The 12,717-nt window shown below is 62.6% G+C and carries 13 protein-coding genes; 4 read left to right on the plus strand and 9 right to left on the minus strand.

Annotation, left to right across the window (positions count from 1 at the left end; genetic code table 11):
- Window positions 1-35: 35 nt before the first annotated feature.
- The 4 genes from truA to ACP39K_RS05815 all read right to left on the minus strand — a co-directional run bounded on the left by truA (window position 36) and on the right by ACP39K_RS05815 (window position 3,924).
- On the minus strand, window positions 36-857 hold the full coding sequence (truA, locus tag ACP39K_RS05800) for a tRNA pseudouridine(38-40) synthase TruA (protein WP_004936132.1): 822 nt from the start codon (window positions 855-857) through the stop codon (window positions 36-38).
- Window positions 857-1,867 carry an aspartate-semialdehyde dehydrogenase gene (locus tag ACP39K_RS05805; RefSeq protein ID WP_004936134.1) on the minus strand — a complete coding sequence of 337 codons (1,011 nt, stop codon included), beginning with the start codon at window positions 1,865-1,867 and terminating at the stop codon, window positions 857-859. The genes truA and ACP39K_RS05805 overlap by 1 nt, the downstream gene beginning before the upstream one ends.
- Window positions 1,868-1,975: 108 nt before the next feature.
- Window positions 1,976-3,097 (minus strand): 4-phosphoerythronate dehydrogenase PdxB, encoded by a 1,122-nt coding sequence (gene pdxB, locus ACP39K_RS05810; protein WP_060444492.1) that lies wholly within the window; start codon window positions 3,095-3,097, stop codon window positions 1,976-1,978.
- A 53-nt stretch (window positions 3,098-3,150) separates the two neighbouring features.
- Window positions 3,151-3,924: an AraC family transcriptional regulator gene (locus tag ACP39K_RS05815; protein WP_015378596.1), complete on the minus strand. Its 774-nt coding sequence runs from the start codon at window positions 3,922-3,924 to the stop codon at window positions 3,151-3,153.
- 117 nt (window positions 3,925-4,041) lie between these two features.
- On the opposite strand from ACP39K_RS05815, the gene ACP39K_RS05820 reads away from it, so the two are divergent.
- A complete protein-coding gene (locus tag ACP39K_RS05820) occupies window positions 4,042-4,962 on the plus strand; it encodes a DMT family transporter (RefSeq protein ID WP_048796389.1) in 921 nt (306 codons plus the stop codon).
- On the opposite strand, the gene ACP39K_RS05825 is transcribed toward ACP39K_RS05820, so the two are convergent.
- The 3 genes from ACP39K_RS05825 to ACP39K_RS05835 form a co-directional block, all read right to left on the minus strand.
- Complete coding sequence (locus ACP39K_RS05825; protein ID WP_033639768.1) at window positions 4,959-6,377, minus strand: sensor histidine kinase; 1,419 nt, start codon at window positions 6,375-6,377, stop codon at window positions 4,959-4,961. The genes ACP39K_RS05820 and ACP39K_RS05825 overlap by 4 nt on opposite strands.
- Entirely contained in the window at window positions 6,364-7,038 is a 675-nt protein-coding gene (gene tctD, locus ACP39K_RS05830) for a transcriptional regulator TctD (RefSeq protein ID WP_016926876.1), read from the minus strand. The genes ACP39K_RS05825 and tctD overlap by 14 nt, the downstream gene beginning before the upstream one ends.
- 167 nt (window positions 7,039-7,205) lie before the next feature.
- Entirely contained in the window at window positions 7,206-7,535 is a 330-nt protein-coding gene (locus tag ACP39K_RS05835) for a hypothetical protein (protein ID WP_115116704.1), read from the minus strand.
- A 275-nt stretch (window positions 7,536-7,810) separates the two neighbouring features.
- Here ACP39K_RS05835 and ACP39K_RS05840 point away from each other — a divergent pair, with 275 nt between their 5' ends.
- The 3 genes from ACP39K_RS05840 to ACP39K_RS05850 are packed head-to-tail and all read left to right on the plus strand — an operon-like array spanning window position 7,811 to window position 10,767.
- The gene (locus ACP39K_RS05840; RefSeq protein WP_497008357.1) at window positions 7,811-8,791 is read left to right on the plus strand and encodes a Bug family tripartite tricarboxylate transporter substrate binding protein; all 981 of its coding nucleotides are present in this window, start codon (window positions 7,811-7,813) and stop codon (window positions 8,789-8,791) included.
- Between the two features lie 15 nt (window positions 8,792-8,806).
- Window positions 8,807-9,238 carry a tripartite tricarboxylate transporter TctB family protein gene (locus tag ACP39K_RS05845; RefSeq protein ID WP_016926873.1) on the plus strand — a complete coding sequence of 144 codons (432 nt, stop codon included), beginning with the start codon at window positions 8,807-8,809 and terminating at the stop codon, window positions 9,236-9,238.
- An 11-nt stretch (window positions 9,239-9,249) separates the two neighbouring features.
- Window positions 9,250-10,767 carry a tripartite tricarboxylate transporter permease gene (locus ACP39K_RS05850; protein WP_033639766.1) on the plus strand — a complete coding sequence of 506 codons (1,518 nt, stop codon included), beginning with the start codon at window positions 9,250-9,252 and terminating at the stop codon, window positions 10,765-10,767.
- Between the two features lie 34 nt (window positions 10,768-10,801).
- Here ACP39K_RS05850 and ACP39K_RS05855 read toward each other — a convergent pair whose 3' ends face one another.
- Window positions 10,802-11,431, minus strand: coding sequence for a CatB-related O-acetyltransferase (locus ACP39K_RS05855; protein WP_016926871.1), 630 nt, complete (start codon window positions 11,429-11,431; stop codon window positions 10,802-10,804).
- A gap of 156 nt (window positions 11,432-11,587) precedes the next feature.
- Window positions 11,588-12,583: a DMT family transporter gene (locus ACP39K_RS05860; RefSeq protein WP_448175235.1), complete on the minus strand. Its 996-nt coding sequence runs from the start codon at window positions 12,581-12,583 to the stop codon at window positions 11,588-11,590.
- Window positions 12,584-12,717 lie beyond the last annotated feature (134 nt).

Here is a 12,717-nt window from a genome sequence, read left to right on the forward strand (position 1 = left end):
GCACAAGGGAGCGACGCTTTCAGGCGTGCCGGCGTTTAATCGTCGGGCAAAAACAGCGGCCCCATCGGCGGCCGCGGTAGACCAAAGTGGTCAGGATAATCCACGGCAACCAGATACAGCCCCTCGGCTCGCGCCGTCGCCGCCGCCAGATTGCGATCCTTCAGCGCCAGCAACTCGGCCATCCAGTTCTCACCCTGATTGCCGCAGCCGATCTCCATCAGGCTGCCGACGATGTTGCGAACCATATGATGCACAAAGGCATTCGCCTTGATATCTACCACAATATATTCGCCGTAGCGCGTAACCTTAACGTGTTTTACGCAACGCCACGGGGTGCGCGACTGACATTGCACCGCGCGGAACGACGTGAAGTCGTTCTCGCCCAGCAGCGCCTGCGCCGCCCGGTGCATGCGATCGGCGTCCAGCGGGTGATAAAAATGCGTCACCCCCTGCTGCAGCACCGCCGGCCGGTAGCGATGGTTGAAAATGATATAGCGGTAGCGGCGCGCGGTGGCGCTGAAACGCGCGTGAAAATCGTCGGCGACGGGGCTCACCCAACGCACCGCGATGTCCGGCGGCAAATGGGTATTCACCCCCATCGTCCAGGCGGCGTCCTTGCGGCGCGCAGTGGTTTCGAAATGCACCACCTGCCCGGTGGCGTGCACCCCGGCGTCGGTGCGCCCGGCGCACAGCACGGTAATCGGCGCATCCGCCACCTTGCTCAACGCCTGCTCCAGGCGTTCCTGCACGCTGGCCACTTCTTGCTGCCGCTGCCAGCCGTAGTACCGGCTGCCGTCATATTCGATGCCCAGCGCTACCTTCAGCGTCGGCTGAGCGGGCGAGACCACCTCAGACATCAGTACATCTGCTCCTGCACCAGACGCTCGGCGGTTTCGATAGCCATCAACGCGCCGCCGAAGCGCACATTGTCCGCTACCGTCCAGAACTGCAGCAGCTCGGGGATGCCGTAATCGTTACGCAGGCAACCGATGCTGAGCGCATCGCTGCCGGAAGCGTCGGTGACCTGGGTCGGGTAATCGTCCTCTTCGCTCAGCTGAATGTCTTCGACCTCTTCGAGCTCGCTGCGCGCCTCTTCGGCGGACAGCGGGCGCAGCGCTTCCAGGTGCACCACCTGCGCGTGGCCGTAAAACACCGGCGACTGAACGCAGCTCACCGAAATCGGCAGCCCTTCATCCTGCAGCACCTTGCGCACCTGATCGACGATCAGGCGCTCTTCGCGCACGCTGCCCTGCTCGTCGGCGACAAGCGGCAGCAGGTTGAACGCCAGCTGTTTACCGAAGACGCCTTCCTCGGCCGGAATGCCGTTCAGCAGGCGCGCGCTCTGGCCGGCCAAGTCGTCCACCGCCACCTTGCCGCGCGACGATACCGACATCAGCGTGGTGACGTGCAGACGCGACAGCCCCGCCTGTTCGGTCAGCGGTTTGATCGCCGTCAGCAGTTGGCTGACCATGCTGTCGGCCACCGCCACGATATTGCGGTTACGGTAATCCGCCAGCACCTGCGGGTTCACGCCCGGCACCACCAGCGGCACATCCGGCTCCATGGCGAACAGGCCGCTGGTGTCGATCACCAGGCAGCCCATGTTGCCGGCTTCTTCGGCATAGCGCGCGGAAGCGTCGCTGCCGGCGACGAAGAAGGCCAGCTGCGCCTGCGACCAGTCGAACTCTTCGGCGTTTTGCACCAGAAGAGACTTGCCGTTGAAGCGCACATTGGCGCCCGCGCTGCGTTCGCTTGCCAGAGGATAGAGTTCACCCACCGGGAACTGGCGTTCCTGCAACAATTCCAGCAACGCTTCACCTACCGCGCCAGTGGCGCCGAGCAGCGCGATATTCCAGCCGTCAGACATCGGGTTTTCTCCAGAGTATTTCATTCATAAAAGCACACGGGCAGTGCAATCACCGCCCGATAATCTTTACCGCTCACTGTAGCGGCGTTGGCTTAAGACAACCTTACGCTACGCCACGCTGAAGCCCAGCTTGCCGAGCAGCTCGGCGCTGGCGCTGTCATCGCATTGCACGGCCAGCGAAGACCACTCGCGGCGCTCCTGGTAGTGCTTGCGCAGGCGATCGAATTCGCCCGGTTGCCCGGCGACTTTGCGCAGTGGCGCATCATCGCGGCGCACATCATACACCAAGTGCATCAATCGTTTTAACCGCGCTTCATCCAGCGGCCCGTTGAGGCGGATCAGGCTGAACTCCGGCACCGGCAGCAGCGAGGCCAGCGCCACCTGCTGCGGCTGCCCCAGATGGCGGCTGAACGCTTCGAACACCTGGGTGGTGCCGCGCGCCTTGCCTTCCAGCGTATATCCGGCGATATGCGCGGTGCCGATATCCACCCGCGCCAGCAGCGGCAAGGCGAGATCCGGCTCCGGTTCCCACACGTCCAGCACCGTGCTCAGCTTTTTGCCCTTTTCCAGCGCCTGCAGCAAGGCGGCGTTATCCACCACCGGCCCGCGACAGGCGTTGATCAGAATGCGGTTGTCCGGCAGCGCCGCCAACAGCTCGGCGTCCGCCAGATGCAGCGAATGGTATGGGCCGGATTTATTCAGCGGCGTATGGAAGGTCAGCACGTCGGCCTCGGCCACCAGCTTCTCCAACGGCCAAAACTCCCCGGCGTCGCCGCGATCGGCACGCGGCGGATCGCACAGCAGCGTGCGCACGCCCAGCGCTTTGAGGCGCGCGTCCAGGCGGGAACCGACGTTGCCCACGCCGACGATGCCGACGGTTTTATCCCGCAGTTGGAAGCCGTCGCGTTCGGCCAGCAGCATCAAGGCGGAGAACACATACTCGACCACCGCGATGGCGTTGCAGCCCGGCGCGGCGGAAAACCCGATGCCCTGCCGTTGCAGCCAGGCGTCATCAACGTGATCGGTGCCGGCGGTGGCGGTGCCGACAAAGCCAATGCGGCTGCCGGCCAACAAGGCCTCATTGACCTTGGTGACCGAACGCACCATCAGCGCATCGGCATCCGCCAGCGCCTCGCGCGGGATCGGACGCCCCGGCACCGCCTGCACGTCGCCCAGGCGGCTGAACAGCTCGGCCGCGTACGGCATATTTTCATCAACCAGAATTTTCACTGCGTTCTCCGACGGTTTACGGCTATTTGTCTGCGAAATAGTGTGCCACTGAATCAGGCACGGCGAAAGCGTTCAGGGGTGGTGCCGGCGATCTGCTGGAACATGACGATAAAGGCCGACGCGGAGCTGTAGCCGACGTCCAACGCCACGTCCTGCACGGTTTTGCCCTGCTCGAGCAACGACACGGCATGCAGAAAACGCAGGCGCTGGCGCCACTCGCTGAACGACATGCCCAGATCCTGCTGGCAGCGGCGCGACAGCGTGCGCTCGGTGGTGTAGACCCGCGCCGCCCACGTCGCCAGCGAGGTGTTGTCCGCCGGACAATGCTCCAGCGCTTCCAGCACCGGCGCCAAAAATTTGTCGTCCGACGACGGCAGATAGGTTTGCTGACGCGGCGACAGGCGCAGTTGATCGATCAGCACCTGGCACAGGCGCAAATCCTCCTCCGCCTGCGGAATGTACTGCTTGCGCGCATAGAAATCCTCGGCGATGGCGCGGAAGATGGGCGTGACACTCACCAGACAGGGGTCGGCCGGCATACCGGCGCACAGCGCCGGCGTGATGTCCACCATGCGGCACTGCGCCAGTCGCTGGTTGTAGCAGGAGTGTTCGATGCCCGCCGGCGCCCACAACACGAACTCCGGCGGAGCCAGAAAGCGCTGCCCGCCGATGCGCAGCACCATCACCCCGGCCTTGACCCACATCAACTGGCCCCAGGTGTGGCTGTGCGGCTGGAATTCGGTGCGCGCGTTAAACTCTTCGCAGCGGAACTGCACCGGGTTGGGCGCCGGGATCAGCGACTCGGGGAAATGGCGGATTTCTGGCATGGTTTCGTCCCGTGATTTGTCTTGTTTACGCCGATTTTTGTCTGGATATCACTATATATGATAAACCGGACACGCGTAGACTAGCCAGCATGTTGGACGTTATTGAGAATAATTATCATGAATATGCTCTTCCCGCTGTTGGCCGTGCTGATTTGGTCGATTAACGCCGTCGTCAGCAAACTCTCCGCCACCGCCATCGATCCGGCGGCCATTTCGCTCTACCGCTGGCTGTTGGCGCTGGTTGCCCTGACGCCGTTCGTGCTGCCGGGCGTGCTGCGCAATTGGGCGCAGGTGCGCGCCAACTGGTGGAAGTTGATGATCCTCGGCCTGCTGGGCATGGTGCTGTATCAAAGCCTGGCCTATTACGCGGCGCACAGCGTCAGCGCGCTGTTTATGGGCATCATCGTGTCGCTGATCCCGCTGCTGACCATCCTGATCAGCATCGTCCTGCTGCGCATTGCGCCGACCGTCGGCGTGCTGCTCGGCAGTATTCTCTCCTTCGGCGGTTTGATCTGGCTGGTCAGCGGCGGCCAGCCCGGCGTACTGCTGCAGCACGGTATCGGCAAGGGGGAATTGATGATGCTGCTCGCCACCGCCTCTTACGCGCTGTATGGCGTGTTGACCAAACGCTGGGCCATCGCGCTGCCGAACTGGCAATCGCTGTACGTGCAGATCCTGTTCGGCGTGCTGCTGCTGCTGCCTAATTTCCTGATGGCGCAGGATGTCGGCTTGAACGGCCATAACCTGCCGCTGGTGCTGTTCGCCGGCATTCCGGCTTCGATCATCGCCCCGTTCCTGTGGATCCAGGGCGTGATGCGCCTGGGCGCCAACACCGCCTCGATCTTCATGAACCTGGCGCCGGTGTTTACCGCCGCTATCGCCGTGCTGTTCCTGCATGAGCAGTTGCACGGTTACCACCTGATCGGCGGCGGCATTACCCTGCTGGGCGTTATCCTGTCGCAGCGGCTGCGCACGCCGCTGACGCGTAAAGCCAAAGCCCCCGCGGCTGACGTCGAGTCCTGCAAAGAACAGGCTTAAGGCAGCAACGTGAAACGCACCCGCACCAACAGGCCGCCCAGCGCGGCGGAGCTCAACAGCTCCGGGCGGGTGCCGTGATACGCGGTGATATCCTTCACCAGCGCCAGCCCCAGGCCGGCGCCCGGCTGATCGCCCACGTTGTCCAGCCGGTGAAACGGCTGCAGCGCCAGCGCCTTGTCCTGTAAGGCGATGCCGGGGCCGCTGTCTTCAATCTCCAGCACGCCTTCCCCCGTCTCCTTTTCCTGCGTGAGGCGAGCGGTGACCACGCCCTGACGCGGCGTGTATTTCAACGCATTGTCCAACAGGTTGGCGCACAGTTCGGCCAACAGCAGCGGTTCCCCCGCCACCTGACACGCCGCTTCACCTTCGAAACCGAGATCAATCTGTTTGCTGCGCGCCTGCGGCAAGCGGGAAAAACAGGCGTCGCGCAGCACCTGCGCCAGGTTGACCGGCTGCAGCTTGCGCTCGGCCTGGTGCTCGCTGGCCTTCAGGCGTGAGAGATACAGCAGGCGGTCGGTCAGTGCCACGGTATTGTCCAGCGTCGCGCTCATCGCCTGCAGGCTTTCGCGCCACTGCTGCGGCCGATCGCTGGCCAGCGCCACCCCGACCTGCGTCTTCAACACCGCCAGCGGCGTGCGCAGCTGGTGGGAAGCGTCGGCGCTGAAGCGTTCCTGACGCGCCACCATCAGCCGCAGCCGTTCGATATAGCGATTGAACGCCACCAGCAGCGGCTGCATCTCCGACCACGGCAATACCCGCGGCAAGGGCGTCAGCTCGCCCGGATCGCGCCGCAGCATGATGCCGGAGAGTTTACGCATCGGCTTCAACACCCGCTTGAGCAGCGCGAACGCCAGGATCAGGGTCAACACCACCACCGTGCCCTGGCTCAGCAGCGCCGCGATCATCATCTGCCGCGCCAGGTAACGGCGCGATTCCAGGGTTTCCGCCACCAAAATGGTCGCCATGCCGCTCACCCCCGACTCGTTGACCGGTTGAAACAGCGCCGCCACGCGGATCGGCCGGCCGAGGTATTCCGCATCATAAAAATGCACCAGCGCCGGGTAGAGCGTGGAGCGCGGGATATGGGGCGGCAGCGACGGCAAATCGTCATAGCCCGAGATGCTTTTTCCCTGCGGCGAAATCACCTCGTAATACAGCTGATCGTTCATGTTGCGCTCGAAGCTGTCGAGCACCACATAGGGCACATCGACCGCCAGCTTGCCTTCGCGCACCACCAGTCGCTCCGCCACGGTGCGCGCCGACGCCAGCAGCGTGCGATCGTAAGCCAATGTGGCGGCGCTCATGGCGCTGAAATAGTGGGTGTAGATAGAGATACCGCCCAACGCCAGCAGCGGCAGGCCAAAAAACAGCAGCAGTTGATAGAACAGCGAACGCGGCGCATTAAACCACCGCATTGCAGAGCTCCAGGCTGTAGCCCAGACCGCGCAGCGTGACGATCGCCACGTCGCTGCCCTGCAGCTTTTTCCGCAGGCGGTGTACGTAAAGCTCGATGCTCTCGGGATTGGCCTCGTCGGACAGCGTAAACACCTGCTCGAACAGCTGTTGTTTGGCCACCGGGCGGCCGCGCCGATGCATCAGCGCGGTCAACACCGCCAATTCGCGCGGCGTCAGCGCCAGCGGCTTGCTCTCCAGCAGAAAATAGCCTTCGTCATGGTAGGTCAACGCGCCGTACTGCAACGCCGGCTGCGGGGCGCCGACGCTGCGGCGCAGCAGCGCCCGAATACGCGCTTCCAGCTCGTCCAGTTCGAACGGCTTGGTGAGGTAATCGTCCGCCCCCAGATTCAGGCCCTTTACCCGATCGGCCACGTCGGTGCGCGCCGTCAGCAGCAACACCGGCAGATCCTGCCCGCGCTTGCGCAGGCGCGCCAGCAAATCCAGGCCGTTCAAACGCGGCAGCGCCACATCCAACACCGCCAGCGCATAACGCTCGTTGAGCAACAGATGATCGGCCGCCACGCCGTCCGGGGCGACGTCGACGGCAAACCCGGCGCCGGTCAGCGCCTTTTGCAACCAGTGAGACAGCTCGGGGTGATCTTCAACCAATAACAGTCGCATGTTCCCATTCCATTGATTTATCTGAACAACCTGGCTCCGACACGGCGTCCGTTAACAGGCTGATAACAGAGAATGGCATGGAAAATAAGGGGATAAAAGAGCGCCGCGCCGCCAGTTTTGGGAGCTGGCACACAATTATGCGTATGGAGCGCGATCGCAGGGCGGCGTCAGATCAGCGGAATGGGGCTATCGGCCACGGCAATGTCCAGCACCGAGCGCAGCTTGTCGGCGGTAAACGGTGCAGAAACCAGCACGGAGCGATTGTTGACGGCAAATACCAGATCGATGCCGGTCACGCAGGCGGTCATCTGGCAGGCATATCTTTCACCGGCGGCGTTGACGAAATGCAGCTCAAACACGCCAACCTCGGCGCGCAGTCGCTTCAAACGGCACTGCCCGGCTCCACCGACCATCTCCGCGTAGACCTCAGGCAACCGTTTAATCGCGCATACTTTGGCGCTGTCCCTGCCGCTAAACAATTTCCCTAACGAAAACATATCACTGCGTCTCTATTCATTTCACTGATCATGATTTTATCGCGAAAGCAAAACGGCAAACCTGATATTACGCAGGATTTTGGCCGGTTTTGCGCCCTGTTCCTGCCAGCATTTCTATGGTAGCGCACCCGTGATTCGCTAGCGACAAGAGACCCTAATCACAGACTGGAAACTTTTCCGGCCACTGAAAGGTAAATGAAAGGTTGTTGTTTTAACAATCCTGCAACCGCGCTCAGCGGGATTCACAACCAGAACAATACCGAGGGCAAGCCACAATGAAAAAAATAATGACCCGTACCTTGACCGCCGCCGCACTGTTGCTGGCGGCCTCTCAGGCCTTTGCCGTGGAAGCGCCCAAACGCACCGAATGCATTGCGCCGGCCAAGCCCGGCGGCGGCTTCGATCTGACCTGCAAGCTGATTCAGGTGTCGTTGCAGGACACCAAGGCCATCGATAAACCGATGCGCGTCACCTATATGCCCGGCGGCGTCGGCGCGGTGGCCTACAACGCCATCGTCGCGCAGCGCCCGGCGGAGTTCGGCACCGTGGTGGCCTTCTCCGGCGGTTCGCTGCTCAATCTGGCTCAGGGCAAGTTCGGCCGCTATAACGTGGACGACGTGAAATGGCTGGCGGCGGTCGGAACCGACTACGGCATGATCGCGGTGCGCGCCGACTCGCCTTACAAAACCCTGAAAGACCTGATGGACGCCTTCCAAAAAGATCCCAACAGCGTGGTGTTCGGCGCCGGCGCCTCCATCGGCAGCCAGGACTGGATGAAAACCGCGCTGCTGGCGCGCGAAGTCGGCGTGGATCCGCGCAAGATGCGCTACGTGGCGTTCGAAGGCGGCGGCGAGCCGGTCACCGCGCTGTTGGGCAACCATATTCAGGCGGTTTCCGGTGACCTGAGCGAGATGGTGCCTTACCTGCAGGGCGACAAAATCCGCGTGCTGGCGGTGTATGCCGAGCAACGTTTGCCGGGCCAGTTGGCCGACATTCCGACCGCCAAAGAACAGGGGTACAGCCTGGTGTGGCCGATCATTCGCGGCTTCTACGTCGGGCCGAAAGTCAGCGATGAAGAGTATCAGTGGTGGATCCACACCTTCCAGAAAATGATGGCAACAGACGAATTCAAGCAGCAGCGCGATCTGCGCGGCCTGTTCGAATTCAATATGACCGGCAAAGAGCTGGACGCCTACGTGAAGAATCAGGTTGCCCAATACCGTGAGCAGGCGAAAGTGTTCGGCCTGGCCAAATAACCGCAGGGGAAAACCATGAGCGATCGTATTTTTGCCGGCTTTTGGCTGCTGCTGTGTATCGGCGGGCTGTTCATCGGCTGGGGCATTCAAAGCGAATACAGCTATGAACCGCTGGGGCCGCGCCCGTTCCCGCTGGCGATCCTCAGCCTGATGGCGCTGTGCGCGGCCCTGTTGCTGCTGCGCCGCCCACAGGCGGTGGAATGGCCGCACCACAAGGTGCTGCAGCGGCTGCTGGTGCTGGTGATCACCCTGGTGCTGTATGCCTGGGGCTTTGAATGGCTGGGCTTTCCGCTGGCGACCGCGCTGCTGACGTTCAGCATCGGCCTGTTGTTTCAGGCCAGCCTGCCGGCGGCGGCCATCTCCGGCGTCGTCATGGGCGCAGCGCTGTACTACGCCTTTGACCAACTTCTCGATGTCACACTGCCGCTCGGCATCTGGCTGAGCTAACGGGAGCGATGATGGATACCTGGATGTATTTGACCCAAGGGTTTGAAGTGGCGCTGGTGCCGCAGAACCTGATTATCGCCCTGATCGGCTGTTTCGTCGGCACCATCGTCGGCCTGTTGCCGGGGCTGGGGCCGATCAACGGCGTGGCGATCCTGCTGCCGCTGGCGTTCGCCCTCAAACTGCCGGCCGAATCGGCGCTGATCCTGCTGGCGACGGTGTATATCGGCTGCGAATACGGCGGGCGCATCTCGTCGATTCTGCTCAACGTGCCGGGCGACGCGGCGGCGATCATGACCGCGCTGGACGGCTACCCGATGGCGCAGCAGGGGCGCGCCGGCGTGGCGCTGTCCATCTCGGCGGTCAGCTCGTTCGTCGGCTCGATGATCGCCATCGGCGGCATCATTCTGTTCGCGCCGCTGCTGGCCCGCTGGTCGCTGGCCTTCGGCCCGGCGGAGTATTTCGCCCTGATGGTGTTCGCCATCGCCTGCCTCGGCAGCATGATGAGCCAAAACCCGCTGAAATCGCTGCTGGCGGCGCTGATCGGCCTGGGGCTGGCGACGGTGGGCGTCGACGCCAACACCGGCGTTTACCGCTTTACCTTCGACAGCGTGCATCTCTCCGACGGCGTGCAGTTTATCGTGGTGGTGATCGGCCTGTTCTCGGTCAGCGAAATCCTGCTGATGCTGGAAAGCACTAGCGCCGGGCAAAAGCTGGTGCGTAAAACCGGCCGGTTGCTGTTCAACCGCAAAGAGGCGGCGCAGTGCGCAGGCCCAACCCTGCGCTCGTCGGTGATCGGCTTCTTCGTCGGCATTCTGCCGGGCGCCGGCGCCACTATCGCCAGCGCGTTGACCTACATGACCGAGAAGAAAATCAGCGGCAACAGCGACACCTTCGGCAAGGGCGACATCCGCGGCGTGGCGGCGCCGGAGGCGGCCAACAACGCCTCGGCCTGCGGTTCGTTCATTCCGATGCTGACGCTGGGGGTGCCGGGCTCCGGCACAACGGCGGTGATGATGGGCGCGCTGACGCTGTACAACATCACCCCCGGCCCGGCGATGTTCACCGAACAGCCGGATATCGTCTGGGGGCTGATCGCCGCGCTGCTGATCGCTAACGTCATCTTGCTGATCATGAACCTGCCGCTGGTCGGCCTGTTCACCCGCATGCTGACCATCCCGCTGTGGTTCCTGGTGCCGGCGATCGCCGCGGTGTCGGCGGTGGGGGTTTATGCAGTGCACAGCACCACCTTCGACCTGCTGTTGATGGTCGGGTTGGGCGTGTTCGGCTATATTCTGCGGAAAATGCATTTCCCGATGTCGCCGCTGATTCTGGGCTTTGTGCTGGGTGAGATGCTGGAACAAAACCTGCGCCGCGCGCTGTCGATCAGCAACGGCGAGTTCGGCATTCTGTGGAGCAGCAGCATCGCGCAAACGCTGCTGCTGCTGGCGGTTGCGGTACTGGCGCTGCCGCCGCTGCTGCGCCTGATGCGCAAACGCCGCCAACCGGCGGCCGAGGCCAAGGCCGAATAACGCGAAACGGGCGGGGCTCCCCCGCCCGTGGTGTTTAACGGCGCAAGGCCGCAATTCCCTTTTCCAGCGCCCCGATATCGTCATCGGCAAGCAGAGGCTGGATCACCGCAAAGTCCGCCTCGGACAAGTCATAGAGGCGCAACGCAAGCAACCGCGCGATGATTTCCGGCGTGAATCGCCAACGGATAAACGTCGCCGGGTTACCGCCGACGATGGCATAAGGTTCAACATCGCCGGCCACCACGCTGCCGGCGGCGACGATCGCCCCTTCGCCTATCGATACCCCCGGCATCAACATCGCCCGCATGCCAATCCAGCAACCGTCACCCAGCCGGGTATCGCCTTTGGGGCGGTACGCCTGCTTGATGGTTGCCATAAACGGGTACAGGCTCAGCCAGTCGATGCGATGGGTGTGATTACCGCCCATCAGGATCACCGCTTCGGCCGCGATGCACACGTAATCGCCGATCAGCAAACGGTCTATTTCGCCCAGCGGTTGCCATTGCCGGCTGACCGCGTCGCCGTGCAGATAGCGCACCACCGAGCGTTCGAAGCCGTTGTCCCAGCAGTCGCTGTAGTAGCTGTGGGTGCCTTTGACGATTATATTCGGGTTGGTCACCGTCTGATGCAGCAGCTCGGTTTTGGACCAGTGTTTTTCGGACATGGCGTATTCTCTTGTTACGGGAATAAAAGCCACGGAACGGAGTGTCTGTGGCCGTGTTGTCGTTCACTCAACACGGCCATTCAAGCGATAAGCGCTCGTTTCAATCTCGGGTTATTCATCATTACCGCCTCTCTTGCGAGGCGTAATGCTAACCGATCACGCCTCGGCGGTCTTGCTTTTCAACAGCAGCACCCCGCCCATCACCAACGCGCTGCCCAGCAGCTGCAGCTGATTCATGTTCTCCCCCAGCAGGAAATAGGCGATCACCGCGGTGAACACCAGCTCCAGCGACAGGATCAGGTTGGCTACCGCCAGCGGCAGCGTTTTCAGGCTGATGTTATACAACCCGAAACCCAGCAGCGTCGGCCCGGCGGCCAACGCCAGCAGCAACAGCCAGCCGCTCCACTGAATGCCCTGCGCGCTGTGCGACAGGAACCACAGATCGCCGGCCATGCCGTGGAACGCCGCCAACGGGAACGCCGTCAGCGCCGCATTGAACACCAGCTGATACAGCGCCGAAAACCCGAACACGTACAGGATGGTGTTCCACACCGGATAGCCGCGTTCGCTGGCCACCCGCCCGCCGAGGGTATACAGGGTATAACCGATGCCCGACAGCATCCCCACCAGCAGCCCCAGCAGATCGAAGTGGCTGTTCCCCATGCTGTCGCCGTTGCTGACCAGGAAGCAGCCGCCCAGGCTGATGGCGATCACCAGCAATTGGCGCAGCGTCAGGCGTTCGCTGTACATCACCCAGCCGAGGAACACGGTAAAGCCCACCGAACAGTAGGTCAGAATGGTCGCCACCGACGCGCCGTTCAGCGCCACCGACAGCGTCCACAGGCTGTTGAACAGCGCCAGCAGCAGCCCGTAAAGCGCGTAGAACACCACCTGCTCACGGCGCAGACGCGCCCACTGCGGTTTCACCAGCAACAACAGCGGCAACAGCACCAACGCCACCAGCGCCGCGCGCCAGAACGCCAGCACGAAGGTCGGCAGGTGGTAATACTCGGTCAGCGCGCGGATGATGATGGCGGTAAAGGCCAGCAGCATGGCGCTGATAATGGCGATGACGTACCCCTGGCTGCTGCCCTGAAAGAGGCGCGCGCCGGGCAGCGCCGGCCGGGCGGAAACGCCTGACGGTAATGACATGAGATCCTCGGAGAAATGGCGACATAAATACTCAGGCACAGAGTGTAACGCGGCCATTTTTTCTCACTATAGCCACTTTGCGGCGTTGTCATGCAGGCCACTTTTCTGCGCTTGAAGCCCTGCTGACATGGGGT

The organism is Serratia sp. EC4, from assembly GCF_059652115.1.

Excerpts from the sequence above, each read along its gene's own strand:
- truA (WP_004936132.1), bottom strand. The coding sequence starts at position 857 with ATGTCTGAGGTGGTCTCGCCCGCTCAGCCGACGCTGAAGGTAGCGCTG.
- ACP39K_RS05805 (WP_004936134.1), bottom strand. The coding sequence starts at position 1,867 with ATGTCTGACGGCTGGAATATCGCGCTGCTCGGCGCCACTGGCGCGGTA.
- ACP39K_RS05815 (WP_015378596.1), bottom strand. The coding sequence starts at position 3,924 with ATGCCAGAAATCCGCCATTTCCCCGAGTCGCTGATCCCGGCGCCCAAC.
- ACP39K_RS05820 (WP_048796389.1), top strand. The coding sequence starts at position 4,042 with ATGAATATGCTCTTCCCGCTGTTGGCCGTGCTGATTTGGTCGATTAAC.
- ACP39K_RS05825 (WP_033639768.1), bottom strand. The coding sequence starts at position 6,377 with ATGCGGTGGTTTAATGCGCCGCGTTCGCTGTTCTATCAACTGCTGCTG.
- tctD (WP_016926876.1), bottom strand. The coding sequence starts at position 7,038 with ATGCGACTGTTATTGGTTGAAGATCACCCCGAGCTGTCTCACTGGTTG.
- ACP39K_RS05835 (WP_115116704.1), bottom strand. The coding sequence starts at position 7,535 with ATGTTTTCGTTAGGGAAATTGTTTAGCGGCAGGGACAGCGCCAAAGTA.
- ACP39K_RS05840 (WP_497008357.1), top strand. The coding sequence starts at position 7,811 with ATGAAAAAAATAATGACCCGTACCTTGACCGCCGCCGCACTGTTGCTG.
- ACP39K_RS05845 (WP_016926873.1), top strand. The coding sequence starts at position 8,807 with ATGAGCGATCGTATTTTTGCCGGCTTTTGGCTGCTGCTGTGTATCGGC.
- ACP39K_RS05850 (WP_033639766.1), top strand. The coding sequence starts at position 9,250 with ATGGATACCTGGATGTATTTGACCCAAGGGTTTGAAGTGGCGCTGGTG.
- ACP39K_RS05855 (WP_016926871.1), bottom strand. The coding sequence starts at position 11,431 with ATGTCCGAAAAACACTGGTCCAAAACCGAGCTGCTGCATCAGACGGTG.
- ACP39K_RS05860 (WP_448175235.1), bottom strand. The coding sequence starts at position 12,583 with ATGTCATTACCGTCAGGCGTTTCCGCCCGGCCGGCGCTGCCCGGCGCG.